The sequence below is a fragment of the Paenibacillus sp. 11B genome, from assembly GCF_030487755.1.
Taxonomy (GTDB): Bacteria; Bacillota; Bacilli; order Paenibacillales; family Paenibacillaceae; genus Paenibacillus; species Paenibacillus vandeheii.
In genome coordinates, this window is the sequence record NZ_JAUKNS010000002.1 from 130,699 (window position 1) to 147,668 (window position 16,970).

Sequence of the window (16,970 nt, forward strand, 5' to 3'; positions counted from 1 at the left end):
ACAATAAAGACCGAGCGAAGGAGGAGATATGCCCTCCTTCGCCCGGTCTTCTTTAATTCCGTTTTTCAATTACAGGTCATTCACTTTCTTCTCTTCCGTTGTTAAAAAGGATGTTGATAAACAGGTTTCTCGTGCAGTTCTTACCGCACGAAGTATTCCTCCATATCCGGTGCAGCGGCACAGATTGCCGCATAAACCCGTTTCAATCTGTTCCTGACTAGGCTGCGGATAGCGGTCCAGGAGCGCCTTGGTGGAAATCACCATTCCGGGAGTACAATACCCGCATTGGAAGCCACCTTCCTCGACAAAAGCCTGTTGAATCGGATGCAGCTCGCCTTCCTTTTCACCATGTAACCCTTCTATTGTTATGATCTCGCTGCCAATACATTGATAAGCCATAACGAGACACGAATTGACCGGCTCTCCATCCATTAGCACCATACATGCACCGCAGCGGCCTACTTCGCAGGAAACCTTTGTTCCGGTCAGATTCAAATGCGAGCGCAGTATATCCACAAGGCGGGTTGTTTGGGCGATCTGCAATGGCTTCTCTTCCCCATTCACAACGGCTGTCCAGAAATTGTCCAACGGCTCAGTCATGATGGAATCACTCCTTCCCGAAGCGGTACGTCCAATGGTTGGATCAATTGATCTCTCGGAACAGGCAAACGATTAACCCACACCCCTGTAGCCTGATGAATTGCAGCAGTTATGGCTGGAGCAAGCGCCACCGAACCGATCTCGCCAATCCCCCGCGGTCCAAACTGATCACCCTCGGGTAGATCTTCAATGGCCTCAACGTCCAGGTTCTTGTGAATATCTCGAATCGTCGGAATCAGGTAGGTGTCCAGATTGGTTGTCATATAGCGGCTGTCCTGCATAACGGCGTCTTCGGTCAATGTAAAACCAAGAGCCATTACACTTCCGCCTTCGATCTGTCCGATGAATCCCATTGGATTGATGACAGGTCCAGCCGCCACTACATGCCTTGTATCCAGCAATTTGGCTTCCCCGGTGAGCGTGTTTACCTCCACCTCTGCGGCTACTGCTGCATACGTGTATAGATAATGCCCGCCCACAACATTGTCCGGCGTGGTCGGATATTCGAAATGAGTATCAAAAGTCCATTCTTCCGCTTCTCCATGCTTCGCCAAATCTACGTAAGAAATAACAACTCTGGTATCAAGCGTCGTATCATTCGCTGTACGTTCTGGAGGAAGCTGTCCCTTGCGCCATACTCCCCCTATTCCAGTAATCAGTTCGTCAACCGGAATTCCTGACAAGGTAGAGGCTACCGACAAAATTTTTGAACGAAAAGGACCCTTTAATCGCTGAAGAGCCATCCAGGCCATCGTTGTTGAACGCGAAGCGGTACTTGAACCACTGTGCGGAACTCGATCCGTATCCCCAATGATGATGCTCAGATCGGATGTGGAGCACTGGAACAGATCGTAAAGCATCATTTCAAGAGTGGCAATCAGTCCCTGACCGAATTCTTCGTAACTAAAAGCCACTTCAATTTTACCATCGGCATTCAGGGACAGCCGGCCCCCGGCCGGATCGGGAATGCCATAACCCAGACCTGCCCCGTGCATCGCGATGGCTGCACCCACACCACGTTTGATCCAGGGAGGCAGAGCAAGATCTGCCGGGGGATGTTTATGTTTCTGCCATAACTCAGAACGGTCCACTGCCTCCCAAACTTGCGACAGTCCACCCGTGACCAGAATCCGTTGATTCAACGGTCCAGGATCGGTCTTTTCCCTCATGTTGCGTCTCCGAAACTCCCAGGGGTCCATATCCATAATCTCGGCGAGTCGATCCATCTGCCCCTCCATTGCAAAGATCGCTTGATTACCACCAAATCCGCGAAACTCTCCCGACACCCCATTATTTGTATACACCGATACACCTTCCACATCCACATGGGGAATGGAATATGGTCCAAGACAATGCTCTGTGCAGAAATTCAGGACAGGTGCTCCCAGCGTGGCGTATGCCCCCGTGTCTGCGGTAATCCGGACACGGTGAGCCTGAATCATGCCTTCACGGCTGATACCTGTCTGCATTTCAATTTTCATCGGATGCCGTTTCAGGCCTGCACGTACAGATTCTTTGCGGGAGTTGTGCATTTTCACGGGACGTCCGCTTCGTAAAGCAAGAAGTGCACCATACGGCTGCACATTCAGCTCATCTTTTCCACCAAAGGAACCGCCAATCGGAGACGAGACAACCCGAATATTCTCTTCGGGACAACCGATGATTCGGGCAAGCTGCATTCTATCCTTGTAACCATGCTGTGTAGCTGCATAGACATGAAGTCTCCCACTTTCATCAGGCACAAACAACCCGCCTTCAGTCTCCATATACGCATGCATCTGGCGAGGGGTATAATACGTTTCACTCACGATATGTTCGCATGCAGCAAACCCCTCATCCACATGACCTCGCTTGATTTCGGTACGGTGCAGTACGTTGCCGGGGCCATGTTCATGGAGCTCTGGAGCACCAGATGCCAGTGCAGCCTCGGGGCTGTCCAGCGGAGTCCATTCCTCATACTCTACCCGGATTGCCTCCAAAGCGAGTGCTGCACGTTCCGGGGAATCCGCAGCAACTGCGGCAATGGCATCTCCGACATAACGAACGACATTCTCGCAAAATACAGGCTGATCCGGAGTGGCAATGCCGAAACGGTTCAAGCCGGGTACATCTTTGGAGGTAAGTACGGCAAATACACCCTCCATAGCCGCAGCTCCCGTAATATCAATAGACAATATGCGGGCATAGGGGTAGGCGCTTCGAAGGACCCTTCCGTGTAACATACCAGGCAGCGTCATGTCTGTCAGATATTGAAGCTGTCCTGTCACTTTGCCAACCCCATCTGGCCGCAGATGCCAGCGTTTTCCACTACTCTCCCGATTCAAGAGCATGATCTCTCTCCCCTTTTTCTTCAGAAAGCGGTTAGGTTCACGCTTCGCTTCTTCAAATTGTTTTTTCTCCTATGAGCGAAGAGCTTCCCAGAGTCCGGCACCGAGCATATTACCTGCTGTCTGCTTACGGTACTGTTCTGTAGCGAATGCATCACGATAAGTTACGAATTCCGGCACGACTGCGGCAGCCAGAGCTTGAGCCTGCATGATAGAAACCTCGCTGCCAAGAAGCAGCTTTTCTGATTCGGGAAGCCGCATGGCCGTACCTGAACCTCCACCTGCAGCGATCGCGATCTTATTCCAGCGGCCATCTGTGCCCACTTCTCCGTGAAATGCAATCGTCACCAGTGATGCTGTAAAGGTCTCCCGTCGACCCAGCTTGCGGTAAAATGAAATCTCACGCGCTCCACACATCGGTTCACTAATGCTATCAGGGGAAGGTATATCTTTCATTGGAATATGAATGGCGATTAACACATCATTCGGGTTGCGACTACCGTCACGGCCACCATTCAACCAGGATGAAAGACTGTGCATCTCCATACCATGGTCCGTCATCCAATATAACTGTGCATCGTATACGAGGAGTGCAGGGATGGCGTCCCCCACTCCGGATACAATGTTTCCGCCAATCGTCGCCAAGTTGCGAATAGAGGGAGCTGCTATGGAATTCATTGCAGACTGTACTAGGGGCAGTTGTTGCAGATGAATGTCTGTAGCACATTGATTCAATCGCGTCAGTGCTCCAATGACCAGGTTATCTCCATCCACATATACGCCGCTCACACCTGGAATTCGAGCTAGGCTTATCATGTGCTCAGGTACAGGAATAAGTCCGCCTTCCCACTGAGTACGCAATAATGTCGCCCCTGCTGCAAAACAATACTTTCCTGACAGCTCACTCTTTAAAGATTGAAGTTCGTCCAGACTAATTGGCTGCCAAACCGTTGGCTGCGCTCCAGACCCGTATGCCGGCATAACCATCCTTCCATCTCCCTTCTCTACCTAGAATCTGCGGGGTGTTGGATACGACCGAATGATCCAAATAATTCTTCAAATCATATGGGACTGCAACCATAAGGTCAATTATCTTTACATCATTTTGGATAAATGTATAAATCCATTGTTTGATTTGTGCCTGATGCATGGTTTACTCTCGAAAGCTAACACAAGCCAATTCATAACTAACCGGATAAAAATAATAAAGAGGCCAACCAGATGGTCTGGCTGACCTCATTACTTCAAGAAATAATACACTAGGAACCGCTCCTTCTGCCGTAATCTCCACTCATCTTATCCCATTCACATATTCCAAAATGCGCTCCAGCTCTGGTTCGGTATCTGCATCCCAGAAGCTAAAATCAGATAACGATACATGCTTGCCCGCATATTTGCCATTGCGCATGATTTTTCGTGCTCCCTCATCCCCACTGAGCGACAAAAGAGCCCCTAGCATATGCACACGAAAGGCTACCGGAGGCTTGCCTCCACCACCATCCGTAGCTGCTGCATAATCACACAGCTTGTTGGCGGTTAACACCTCAGCAACCCTGTTTATATCCTGTGCCTGCAACAGCGGTTGATCCGCCAAAATCATCATCACACCTTCTGGTCTGTATGCCATTGCAGATAGAATGCCACAGTGAAGGGACATGGCCATACCGTATGCATAATCTGTACAGATTGCAATCTGAAGCCTATTCCCCGTACCTGGAGTACCGCCATAGGATGCCCCATGAAGCCATACGGACGGGATCCATGCCAATGAATCCTCAGGTTTGACCACACAGATGACCTGCTCCAAATCGGAATTCAAGGCAGCTTCCAGGGTCCATGCCGCCAAACATCTTCCATCAGGCATGACAATAGACAGTTTATCCCTCCCCAGTCGGCTGCTCTTACCCGCCGCTAGCACGATGCCCGTCAGTCGCATGCCTAATCCCCCTCTGTACATTGCGACGCTCTGCAGCCGCCGCCGCACGTTTACAGGCAATAAGTTCTGCTGCGATACTGATCGCGATCTCTTCCGGCCCATCGGCACCAATGGTCAAGCCGACAGGTGAATGCAGATGTTTTAGTGGAGGGAGATCATTCAGCAAACGTGCTGTCCGCGTTCTGGAGCCCATAATGCCAAGATAGGCATAACTCCGACCCTCAAGTAATTCAAGAAATTCCCGTTCTCTCGGAAATTGATGACTCATCAATAGGATATAATCCCCACTTTGGATATCCAGTACAGGCATAACCTCATGAGGAAAACCGCAGACAAGCTCAACATCCGGAAACCGTTCAGCAGTACACAAGCTTTCTCGCCAATCAGCCACCACCACACGAAATCCTGTTGATTTGCCCAGACGGGCGACAGGAATCACATCGTTTCCGGCTCCAATAATAATCAGACGGGGTTTGGGTGCAAATTGGGCAGAGATCTGTTGTGGGATACCCCAGCGATTAGCCTCTGATAAACTCTCTCTCGGAGGCACATTCTCTCCAGAAACAGATGCAACAATAGCAGATTCAGATGGATGAATAGCGACCAAGGAATGGCGTAATACGGTCTGGCGTTCTGCATCCTCAGCGAGCTTTATCTCATAACGAATCCGCGAATAATGATTGTAGAATGAACGGGTTAGCTCCACAACTGATCCAGATTGAAAATACGTATGCATATGGGACAAGATCGACCTAAGTTCACCACATACCGGCTCTATAAGCACTATAATTAACCCGCCGCATCCAATCGTTTCCCCCCAGGACAGATCATCTTCGGGACGCATATCATACTCCACGAATTCCAACTGCTGCGAATTCAGCACACGGACCACCCTGTCCTGCAGATCACTCTCCAGACAACCCGGACTGATGCTGCCATACAATGTACCTTCTTCGGTTAAAAGCATAGAGACTCCCTGCTTACGGTAAGCATGACCTTCTACCTTAACCGCTGTTGCGAGTACACAACGCGGTTCACGCGCTGCAATTGCACACAGATCATGCATTTCCATGAATGTCTCCATCCTTTCAGGGATTTAATTAGATGCGTTTCATCAATCTTGCAATACTTTTATCCGATTCACGAAGCACGATGCCACGATCAATCGTTTGAATCTTCCGGTTTTTGAGCACGATGCTTCCATCAATAATAACGGTATCCACACAGCTGCGAGTTGCGGAATAGACTACACGGGAGTACACATCGGTCTCATAGGAAGGATACGTGTGGAAATCATCCAAATCCAGCAGCAGCATATCTGCCTTTTTACCTATTTCAAGACTGCCGATCTCCTTGGACATACCGAGTACTTCTGCTCCACCCATTGTAGCCATGCGCAGCACCGTCCGGGCATCCATCACTGTTGGGCCATGAGGTACCTTTTGAATAAGCGCGGTCAGGCGCATTTCCTGAAACATATCGAGGTTGTTGTTACATGGCGCACCATCGGCACCTATTCCTACCGCAATCTGGCGATTCAGCAGATCAGGAATATCTGCTATACCCGAGGAAAGTTTCATATTTGACCCAGGACAGTGGGTGACTTTCACGCCGCGTTTGCGAATAATCTCCTTCTCTTCCTCACTCAGCCACACACAGTGTGCAAGCACAAGTCTCGGGGTAGCCAAGCCAATATGATCCAGATAGACGATGTTGCGCATGCCGCGTTCGTGTTCAACCAATTCGATTTCGCCACGGTTTTCGGAGGCATGGGTGTGCACTTTCACATGGTATTTATTCGACAGGTCGCGTACCTCAACCAATAATTCCTCGGTGCACGAGACGACGAAGCGTGGACAAAATGCATACTGAATGCGGCCACCGCCGAATCCGTTCCATTTCTCCAGCAAGTCCACACTCTGCTGCAGCGAAGTAGCTGTATTTTCTCGCAGCGGTTCAGGAACTTCATCCCCATGATCCATCATTACTTTGCCGGAAATCACCCGAATGCCGCTCTGTGCCATCGCCTGAAAAGCCGAATCGGTATGATGCACCGTCTCCATATCCAGAATGGTTGTTGTACCGCTGGAGATCAATTCACCCAAGCCGAGCATCGCAGAGTAATAGACAGATTCCTCATCATGCGCTGCCTCAAGCGGCCAGATGCGTTGACGAAGCCAATCCATCAGCTCCAGGTCATCCGCACGTCCGCGGAACAAAGTCTGACATAGATGAATATGTGTCTGGATAAATCCTGGAAGCAGCACTTTGCCCTGAGCATCAATGACCTGATCTGCCTGAACATCAATATGCTCTGCGATCTCTTTAATTTTGTTGTCCTCGATCAGCAGATCTCCCGTAAATACATCCTCTTCTGCATTCATTGTGACGAGCTGAGCGCCTTTCAGCAGGATTGTTCCCATGATAATCTCCCCTATCCGTATCTATCTGCGTACATTTTATTATTTCGACGATCCGCACATTAAAGTTTCTCTTCACACTCCCTCAGGAACGTTACCAGCCGATAGCCATGCCATCTCCTCTGGGGTCTGCTGCGCCGCTGATCATGCCGTCTTCACGGATGACGATGCCCTGCGACTGTCCCATGATCCCGTCCCACGGCGCTCTGGATTCGACGTTATGCCCCCATTGTGCTAAGGTGATACATACGTCGTCATGATAGCGGTTCTCCACTCGCATCGTGTCGCCTTCCTCGCCCCAGGTGCGTCCGTACACCCAACGTGGGAGAGCAATCGCTTCCTGAATGGTCAGTCCATAATCCAACACGCCCGTAAGAACCGATAACTGTGTCTGAGGCTGGCCCTCACCGCCTTGAGTGCCAACAAGCATATAAGGCTTTCCATTACGTGTGACAAGACCAGGCATTAACGTGTGAAAAGAGCGTTTATTCGGCTCCAGCACATTGGGATCCATTGGATCAAGCGAGAAAAAGGACCCCCGGTTCTGCATAATCACCCCAGTATCCCCAGGCACATAGGCAGCCCCAAAATCAAAATACAGGCTTTGAATAAACGAAACAGCATTGCCTTCATTGTCCACAATCGCCGCATATGCCGTATCCTGACCCATCGTTTTGGACAGAAAAGGCTGCGCCACAGGGGGAGCGGACTGAATCTCGTTCCACAATTCATCTCCATAAACCTTGGATAACAGATCCTTCACCGGAATATCCCTGAACTCCGGGTCTGTGAGATAACGATCACGGTCACGAAAAGCTTTTTTGACCACTTCAGCCATCAGGTGATAAAACTCGGGGGACGTGCGCGCCACGGAAGATAGATCAATATGTTCCAGCATATTCAACATCATTAGCATCGAGAAGCCCTGTGAATTGGGCGGCATCTGATGAACTTGATAGCCACGGTAATCGGTAGTGATTGGCTTCACCCACTCTCCCTTGTGAGCAGCGAAATCCGCTGGGGCAAGCATGCCGCCATCTTCACGAATAGCCGAAGTTAGCTGCTCCGCCAAGTCCCCGGTATAAAAAACATCGCGTCCACCTGCCTGAATCAGGCGAATGGAGGCGGCCAGCTCAGGCTGCAAGAGCAGATCGCCTTCCTGCAAAAGTGTACCAAAAGGGGCAAATACCGCTCGAAGCGGCGTATGCCCCATAATGAAATCCTCATCACGTTCCAGCCACAGGCGCAGATTCCGGGATACAGGACATCCCTTTTCCGCATACTGCGCAGCTGGTTCAAGCAGCTGCTCCCACTTCAACTTCCCGTAGCGGGACCAGACCTCCCACCATGCATCCACCATTCCCGGAACGGTAATGGCACTGAGCACGCCTCGTTGAGGAATGGTGCTCATCCCCATCGCTTTGAACGTATCAGCATGAATGCCTGCTGCGGAACGGCCGCTTCCGTTGTAGGAAGTTATATCACCACTTGCTCCGTCGTGGATCAGAAAAAACGCATCTCCGCCAAGTCCTGTCATGTGCGGGTAGACTACGCCTAATGCGGCACTTACAGCAACAGCAGCATCATAAGCGTTACCTCCCTGCTGTAGGATTGAGCTGCCCACCGCGCTCGCCAAATAATGCGGGGAGGTGACCATCACCTCTCGGGTTATCGGCATTTGATTCAGCATAAGGCCTCCTCCTTCCAGGCATATACATCCAGCGCTGCCTGTACCGCATCCCCTGCCGGCAAGGCGTGACGATGACGCAATAGCACTGCTTCCAGTGCACCTAGTACATGCAGTACATTTTTGCGCTGGCAGCTGAATCCCATCGTACCGATACGCCAGATTTTGCCCTTCAACGGTCCGAATGAACTAGCTATCTCAATACTAAAATCATTCAGAAGCATGCTGCGAACCGATTCTCCATCCACACTGTCTGGAATTTCAATACAAGTGACCACCGGAAGTTTACTGGACATATCCCCATACAGTTTGAGCCCCATTCCCTGAATCCCTGCAACCAACGCTCGTTCATTGATCCGATGTCTCTGGAAACGGGTCTCCAGCCCTTCCTGAAGCAGAATACGCAATCCTTCGTGAAGTCCGTAAAGCATGGAGGTGGCTTCTGTATGATGATTCAATCGTGCTGAGCTCCAGTAATCCTGCAATTGGCTCAGGTCAAAATAGTTACTGGCAATCGTGCGACCTTCAGCCCGAGCACTAGTTGCATCCCGCAGTCCGCGCTCAACCGTTTTACGGCTCATGAGTTTCTTCTCCACACGGCTGTTATACGTTAAAGGCGCCATCCCGGATGGAACGGACAGACACTTCTGTGTTCCGCCCATCACTGCATCCAGATGCCATGCATCTGTCTTGACCGGTGTACCGCCAATGGTAGCAACTGCATCTACAACGAGTAAAATATCGAGTTCACGACAGGCTTTGCCAATCTCGGCGAGAGGCTGCATTTGACCGGTTGATGTCTCGCCATGAACCATCGCGACCAGACTTGGCTTATGTGCATGGATCGCCTTCATTACCTCTTCCGGATCAAATACCTTTCCCCATTCTGTTTCAAAAAAAATAACTTCGGCACCACAACGTTCCGATATTTCCACAAGTAAATGCCCGAAGCGTCCATAGATCGGGACCAGCACCTTGTCCCCTGGCTGGATCAGACTGACCAGCACGGCTTCAATACCTGAGCGGGATGTACCATCTACTGGATAAGACCACTCATTATCTGTCATGTATAGTTCACGCAGCATCGCCATCGTCTCATTCATCAGGGAAGTGAACTCCGGATCAAACTGCCCCAGGATCGGGAAGGATAATGCCCTCAGAACTCTTGGGTCGACTTCAACTGGCCCCGGTGTCATGATCGTCCGCAAGGAAGGGGACAATTCTTTATAGTTGGACATCTTCACTCAACTCCCGTAACCGTATTTATAGAGTAGCTGCACCAGGACCCGGAAGCCTCTCATCAGGTCCTCTTCAGCTGTATATTCAAGGGGATTATGGCTAATGCCATCTTGGCTGGGCACAAAGACCATCGCTGTTGGGCAAGCCGGCTGAAAGATCTGCGAATCATGTCCTGCGCCGCTTGGCATGTGTATATAGGACAGCTGCTCCACTTCACAGATAGTACGAATGTCTGCAGTAATCTGTTCGTTCATCGGAATAGGCGTTACTGATAAGTGTTCTTCCCAGTTCAGTCCGAGCTGCTGCTCGGCTGCGATGCGGCTAAATGCCTGAAGCATATCCTGCCAGCATCGGTCAATGCTCTCTTGCCTGATGTGCCGGATATCCAGTGAGAATACAGCTCGTGAAGCAACAACGTTGCCGACACCCGGTTCTGCGATTACTCGTCCCACGGTGGCTACAAGCGGTTCTCCTGCTTCCAGCGCGATACTTCTTACAGCTGTAATCATCTCGGCTGCACCTGCAAGTGCATCCTTGCGCCAGAGCATTGGTGTAGTTCCGGCATGATTGGCCTCACCACTTACCGTAATGCTAAAGCGTTTCTGACCTACAATATCGGATACAATACCAATCGAGTGGCCCAATCGTTCAAGGACTTGGCCTTGCTCAACGTGAAGTTCAATAAAGGCACCGTACGTGTGTGAAGCCGCTCTATAACAACTATCTGGTCCAAAGCCTGCATCACGCATCGCCTGTGCAAAGGTGATGCCCTCTTGATCCTTCAAATGCTGGACATCTTCCAAAACGGAGTCGCCCGTTATACTTCGCGATCCCCAATAAGCAAACGGAAATCGGCTGCCTTCTTCTTCACAGAGCGAGACCACCTGAAGTGTTCGTTTCGGGGCACCGAAATGGTTTTGCAGATACTCCAGTGCAAGAACTCCCGCAGCTACGCCATAAGCACCATCATACTTTCCGCCATGTACGACAGTATCGATATGTGACCCTGTAACAATTGGCGCATCTTCCATTGCTGTTAATGAACCTGTTCCCTTCAATGTGCCATACAGGTTGCCAGATTGATCGAATTCGGGAGCCAACCCTTTCTGTTTCATTTTTGCCGCAAGCGCATGCTGCGCTTCACACCATGCTTTGTCATACAACAGACGTGTAACTCCTCCCTGGGAATCAGCACCATATGCGGACAACCAGTCCAGCATGCTTTGCATCTTCACCTGCTCCAATTCCGGCAAAGGCTGGATGGCACATTCCGTACCAGACGGCGTGTGCATTTCAAAGTCCGTCATGATAACCCCTCCGTTCCTTCAATACCAGCTGGAACAGATGAGTTGCCACGGACAAACCGTCCTACAGGTGGATCGGATAATCCTGTTTTTGAACTGTATACTCGCTCACCCCGGCAGAACACATCTGCAATGCAGGAAGAAAACGTGCGTCCCACATAAGGACTCTGTTTATGGGTGTAGAGCAGGTCATCCGTATTCAGGGTTGTAGTCTTCTCCCAATCAATAAGTACCAGATCCGCATCCTTGCCGATGGCAATTTCACCTTTACTCTCCAGCCCAAGCCTTCTGGCAGGCTGCAGAGCCAGAACTCTTCCAAGTAACGGAAGGGCTATATTTCGCCGAAGATGTCCTTCCTCCAGCATAAGCAGCAGCGTACTTTGCGCCCCGGAGATTCCACCCCAGATTTCGAAGAAATGATCAGATTGTTTCATCGAGGGAGGACAGGGTGAGTGGTCGGAAGCAATAACATCTATCAGGCCCGCTGCAAGGGCATCCCATAACTGATCTTGCTCAGCCTGACTCCGCAATGGTGGCGCACATTTGGCTACAGCACCCAACCGGACAACATCCTCATCAGTCAGACTTAGGTAATGCGGACATGTTTCGGAAGTTACATCCTGTCCGCGCCGTTTCGCCTCTGCTATCAGATCAAGCGCTTCCCGTGTACTAATATGAACAAAATGCAGTGCACATCCGGTCTGCTTTCCATATTGCAGCGCTCGGGTTACCGCTCGAACTTCTGCTTCAGCTGGACGAGATTGCACGTAATCCATCGGGCCAGTTCGTCCTGCTGCAATACTTCTGGTCGCAAGTTCAGCAACCATCGCTTCGTCTTCGGCATGGAGCGCCAGCACGCGGTTTAGCTTTGCAATCTCGTACATGCCATTCAAGAGTGTGTCCTCATCGGCTCTGGTGAAGATGTCTTCCCCCTCTCCGCCGGGTTCGGACATAAATGCCTTGAATCCAGCCGCTCCCATATGGGCCAATGGAGCAAGCTCGGCCCGATTACCGGGAACAAGTCCTCCCCAGAACGCATAATCAACATAGGATTGACCGTCGGCTGCTTTCATTTTCATCTCCCACGCATTCGGTCTAATTGTTGGGGGGACACCATTGAGCGGCATATCAACATACGTCGTAATTCCGCCAGCAGCCAGCGATGCTGATCCCGACTTGAACCCCTCCCAACTCGCGAGTCCGGGCTCATTGAAATGAACATGAATGTCCACTGCCCCTGGCATTACAGTAAGGCCAGCCGCTTCTATCATTTCCGTATCTTCATCACCCACCAGCTGTGGGGACAAAGCGATTATTTTTTCACCAGCAATCCCAATATCCAGTTCTTCTACGTTATCTCTCAATACAACCCGGGCCCCCCGGATGATCGTATCTAATTTTGCCATATGGATGCCCTCCCTGATCAGTACCGGATTCATGCATTTCAGCTTCCCCGGTATGTACTGTAACCTCCTGGAGCAATCAATAAAGGTATGTGGTAGTGGCTTGCAGCATCGGATACGGCAAACCGAATCGGCACAACTGTCCATAACGCTTGACCTAGTTCCTCAAGAGATCGCTGTGCATAATAATCCTCAACGTTGAACTGAAGCTCATACACCGCCTGCTCAAGCCTGCCGCTGTCCAGCAATGGCGCATTCAGACGCCCATCGGCATTGGTCACCGATTCAGCTACTTTTATTTTGGTTTCTTTTTCACCATCTCTGCGCAGTACATACAGTTCAACCCGCACATCTGCAGCCGGAACGCCCTTGGAAGTATCCAGCACATGCGTAGTAATCCGTCCTCCAGCCACTGACATCATGCCTCCCCTTCTTTCTTAGAGCCACCGATGTCATTCGCCAGATCATCCCTTGTCATCGAGAAGCCTTGGAACCCATAAGGGGGTCTGGGCTCGGTAAATACTTTGCCCTCTCCTTCTTTTACTTCCTCCAACACCGTCTCCCACGTCCGATTGTTGGATTCGAATGAAACTTCATTGAGCTGTCCAAATCGACGCAAGAGCCTTGATCCAATCTGATAAATCAGATGCTGAATGGATGCGGAACGACACGTATGGAACACTGCAGCAGCTACATCTCTTACCTGCTCTGCCGCTACATAACGCCCGCGCTGATCATCCATGCCATCTCTCGGATTTTCATAACGCCAATTGATATTCAGGAAAATGAATAGCGGACGGTCCCACGTCTCTGGTAAGGTGGTGTATTCATCCTTGACAAAACCGGCAAATTCACTGCCCTTGACCTTAATCAGTCTGATATCTGCAACACCACTGAAATGATTGCTAAGCTCAATCCGACTTCCTTTTCGCTGCGCTTCAATGGCAGCCGTCGCTCGTTCATTCTGGGAATAACGGAATACCAGCTCGCTTGCGCGAAGGCTTCCCTCTCTGCGAACAGGCACATCCTCAAAAGGGATCTGATCTGCGGTCATCTGAACTTTGCTCATCTGCGGATAGGTCTCCAGAAAACGTTGGCTGACGTAAGCGAGGAAGCCCTCCACTGTAGCTCCGGTGTAATCCGCAGCATGTACTAGAATGAAATTCTTCATTGAATCCGTGGCAACAACACGGGAATTATCTCCTTCTATAAAAGAAGGCAGAAATTCGTCACCTTGGACGGCTACTTTTATGTTCAAACCGAACAGGATATTATTGCGTCCGGTAAATGGAGATTCCGGAATAGGCTGGATGCCCGTCAACGGTTTGGCGTATGAACGGTACACCCATACATCACCTTTGCCGTAATACATCGTCCGCTGCTTCACTTCGGATGGTTTAAACTCACTTTCATGTTCATGACCAATCTGTACCAACCACTGCTCCAATCGAATGGAAGCAATCTTGAATACCTCTTTCAGAGCGGTTTGGAATTCTTCCTGCCTGCCACGCTGATTGCGTCTACGCATGGACTCCAGGATAGACTGAGCCGTATGGCCTTTCACGGCTAATATAAAAGGAAAGCCGAATTGGCTTGTATATTCTTTATTTAACTTACGAAGTTCGTTATACTGCTCCGGCAAGAGTGAATTAAGCCCTGCACCAGCTTGTTCTTGCACGGAATTGCTGCTCATACTGATTCGCGCCCCGAGATCCGGGTGATTGCAAAGCAACTGCAGCTTCATCTTTTCATCGGATGTCTGAACCACGTTCTTCATCACATTTATCATTTGTTCGAAAGAGTCAAATGGCCGTAAAGGCCAGGAACGCTCCGCTACCCAGGGTGATTCTTCGAATAGTCCGCCAAACGTATGTACGAACTGTGTGATAGACCAGCTGTTAACGAGTTTAATGAAGTCGCTCATGTTAGAACCTCCGGTCTTCAGTAGATTATTGTTCTTCATTTTAAGTGTCTCTCTGTATTGCGACAACAATATTTACGCAATTTTGTAATATAACATAACATCAGATATGTGATTTGTTTGCAATGCACGGGATTTGATTCATTGAATGCAGTAAAACCCAAAAAACCGCACTTCCTCAAGGGAAATACGGCTTTATCTGACAAACCAACTTCATTGTTATGCTGCACAATGCTTTTTCTATGGCCCAACTTTAGATTAATGATGCTGCGCCTGAAGTCTTGCTGCTGTTTTGTCCCGCACAAACTTGCGGAAGGTGAACACCAGTTTTAATTTCAGCAAATCATTGGTCTTCTTAAAGTCCATTTGCAGCAAACTTCCGACTTTCTCCATCCGATAGGTGACGGTGTTCCGATGCACAAACAGTTGCTTGGCAGCTTCGTTAATAAGTCCATCATTCTCGATAAAAGATTCCAACGTATTCATCAGCACCTGATTGGGATCGCCATCCCTGGCCAGTAAAGGTTCAAGTACTTTATTGCAGTAATTCTCCATGATGTTATCCGGTACATGTTGGAATACATAGGCGAATTCCAGCATCTCGAACTGGAGAGCCCGATCCTTCATTCCAAAACGGCGAGCCAGTTGGCGGGTATCCAGACATTCCTGATAGGCTTCACGCAGCGACTTCGGCTCATGCTTCATTTTACTGATCCAGAATCTTGGTGCGGATTCTCCCTTGGCTTCCTGTGCAGCAAGCACATCTCCGAATCGACTCAGCAGGAAAGCTGACAATTCCTCACCGTAATCTCGCCCCGTTGGACAGGTGTAAATGGACAATATGCCATCTTCGATCTGAAAATGCTGAGAGGCCGTGAATTGCATAAGCGGATTGTACTGCAATTCACGGTGGATCTGCTTCAACAGCTTCCCTTCTGCAAAAACAGACGGCTCCAAAGTGATTAACACGCATTGATAGGTTCCCTGGAACAGGTGAACACCTTTATTCTCGCTAAGTCTCGTTAGTTCATCTACTGTCATTTTGTTATCCAGATACTGGCTCAGCAAAGTACGCATCTCATCCTGAACGGTCGGGTTAATGTGCTCCCGATAGGTCATATCCATATAGAATGCCAGGACATCCGCAGCCTGCTGAAACAGTTCTTCTTCCGCTCTAAGTGACAGCGCCGAGTCTGTAAAGACGAGCAAAAATCCGTATTCTTCATCATTCTGCTTGATGGGTACCCGGTGGCAGCTTCCCTGATTCCATTTCACCCGGTGCATGACGGATTTCCAGGGCCAGCCCTGCACTACCGAGTCTCCGGCAATGCCTTCACTGCCATATAACACATGTCCACGGGAGCCAATAACTGCAAGGGGGTAATTCAGTACGGTGGCAAGCTCGGCAAATACATTCCGATGCTGTTGTTGTTGCAGTGCAAACTGCATCAATTTTTTCTGTTTCTGCACCACTTCATGCAATAAACGATTGCTGCGTTCATGTTCTGCCTTGAATAACGCATTCATCTGGTCGGAAAAGGTGAACTGAAATGGCAGTTCGAGCAGCGGTAGGCGCAGCCGGTCCGCTTCTTCAATAATCCCTTGGGGAATGGACTGCCAGAAACGTCCCAATTTAATGCCGAGTCCGGCACAACCTCGTTCATTCAGACGGCGCATCAAACGAAGTGCATCGGTCTCATTGTCTTTCATGATGAACGCGGTTGTGAACAGCAGTTCTCCGGATTTAATCCAATCCGCTATATCTGGAGCGTCCATGACATTAACGGATTTCATCATCCGTGAAGTCCCTTCCCCACCTGCAACCAGTCTGGCCTCAGACAACGGGTATACCTGTAAAGCCTCTTTAACCGTAAGCTGCATGGACATTACCTCCCATATATATAACGCATAAAGCGGTTTTAATCCTTGAATGGACATGAATAAAGGATAAACTCTTGATTCGTCCCCATATTTTTGAAATTCGCCTTGAATGTTGTTAAGTATTATAACATCATTTTCAATTGAATAGCTTACATGAAAAAAAATAAAACCCATGACATCATTGCAGCAATCGTTGCGCAACTGGCATAGGTTTTATTTTAGAGTTGATACATGTTGAATTCCCAAACGAAA

General features: G+C 49.7%; 13 protein-coding genes. All 13 read right to left on the reverse strand.

Going from position 1 to position 16,970, the window contains the following annotated elements:
- Nucleotides 1–69: 69 nt before the first annotated feature.
- The 13 genes from Q0V21_RS09150 to Q0V21_RS09210 all read right to left on the reverse strand — a co-directional run bounded on the left by Q0V21_RS09150 (nucleotide 70) and on the right by Q0V21_RS09210 (nucleotide 16,718).
- Entirely contained in the window at nucleotides 70–600 is a 531-nt protein-coding gene (locus tag Q0V21_RS09150; RefSeq protein WP_301878539.1) for a (2Fe-2S)-binding protein, read from the reverse strand.
- Nucleotides 597–2,930 carry a xanthine dehydrogenase subunit D gene (gene pucD, locus Q0V21_RS09155; protein ID WP_301878540.1) on the reverse strand — a complete coding sequence of 778 codons (2,334 nt, stop codon included), beginning with the start codon at nucleotides 2,928–2,930 and terminating at the stop codon, nucleotides 597–599. The genes Q0V21_RS09150 and pucD overlap by 4 nt, the downstream gene beginning before the upstream one ends.
- A 69-nt stretch (nucleotides 2,931–2,999) precedes the next feature.
- On the reverse strand, nucleotides 3,000–3,914 hold the full coding sequence (locus Q0V21_RS09160) for an FAD binding domain-containing protein (RefSeq protein ID WP_301878541.1): 915 nt from the start codon (nucleotides 3,912–3,914) through the stop codon (nucleotides 3,000–3,002).
- Nucleotides 3,915–4,218: 304 nt separating this feature from the next.
- Nucleotides 4,219–4,863: a nucleotidyltransferase family protein gene (locus Q0V21_RS09165; RefSeq protein WP_301878542.1), complete on the reverse strand. Its 645-nt coding sequence runs from the start codon at nucleotides 4,861–4,863 to the stop codon at nucleotides 4,219–4,221.
- Nucleotides 4,829–5,935, reverse strand: a complete 1,107-nt coding sequence (locus Q0V21_RS09170; RefSeq protein WP_301878543.1) for an XdhC family protein — start codon at nucleotides 5,933–5,935, stop codon at nucleotides 4,829–4,831. Before Q0V21_RS09170 ends, Q0V21_RS09165 begins: the two co-directional genes overlap by 35 nt.
- Before the next feature lie 28 nt (nucleotides 5,936–5,963).
- On the reverse strand, nucleotides 5,964–7,286 hold the full coding sequence (locus tag Q0V21_RS09175) for a 5'-deoxyadenosine deaminase (RefSeq protein ID WP_301878545.1): 1,323 nt from the start codon (nucleotides 7,284–7,286) through the stop codon (nucleotides 5,964–5,966).
- A 91-nt stretch (nucleotides 7,287–7,377) separates the two neighbouring features.
- Nucleotides 7,378–8,973, reverse strand: coding sequence for a gamma-glutamyltransferase (ggt, locus tag Q0V21_RS09180; RefSeq protein ID WP_301878546.1), 1,596 nt, complete (start codon nucleotides 8,971–8,973; stop codon nucleotides 7,378–7,380).
- Complete coding sequence (locus Q0V21_RS09185; protein WP_301878547.1) at nucleotides 8,967–10,208, reverse strand: pyridoxal-phosphate-dependent aminotransferase family protein; 1,242 nt, start codon at nucleotides 10,206–10,208, stop codon at nucleotides 8,967–8,969. The genes ggt and Q0V21_RS09185 overlap by 7 nt, the downstream gene beginning before the upstream one ends.
- 6 nt (nucleotides 10,209–10,214) lie before the next feature.
- Nucleotides 10,215–11,516 (reverse strand): Zn-dependent hydrolase, encoded by a 1,302-nt coding sequence (locus tag Q0V21_RS09190; protein WP_301878548.1) that lies wholly within the window; start codon nucleotides 11,514–11,516, stop codon nucleotides 10,215–10,217.
- Nucleotides 11,513–12,919 carry an allantoinase AllB gene (allB, locus tag Q0V21_RS09195; RefSeq protein ID WP_301878549.1) on the reverse strand — a complete coding sequence of 469 codons (1,407 nt, stop codon included), beginning with the start codon at nucleotides 12,917–12,919 and terminating at the stop codon, nucleotides 11,513–11,515. The genes Q0V21_RS09190 and allB overlap by 4 nt, the downstream gene beginning before the upstream one ends.
- Nucleotides 12,920–12,957: 38 nt before the next feature.
- A complete protein-coding gene (gene uraH / locus Q0V21_RS09200) occupies nucleotides 12,958–13,338 on the reverse strand; it encodes a hydroxyisourate hydrolase (RefSeq protein WP_367620520.1) in 381 nt (126 codons plus the stop codon).
- The gene (gene pucL, locus Q0V21_RS09205; protein ID WP_301878551.1) at nucleotides 13,335–14,840 is read right to left on the reverse strand and encodes a factor-independent urate hydroxylase; all 1,506 of its coding nucleotides are present in this window, start codon (nucleotides 14,838–14,840) and stop codon (nucleotides 13,335–13,337) included. Before pucL ends, uraH begins: the two co-directional genes overlap by 4 nt.
- Nucleotides 14,841–15,095: 255 nt before the next feature.
- On the reverse strand, nucleotides 15,096–16,718 hold the full coding sequence (locus Q0V21_RS09210) for a PucR family transcriptional regulator (protein ID WP_079344592.1): 1,623 nt from the start codon (nucleotides 16,716–16,718) through the stop codon (nucleotides 15,096–15,098).
- Between the last annotated feature and the right edge of the window lie 252 nt (nucleotides 16,719–16,970).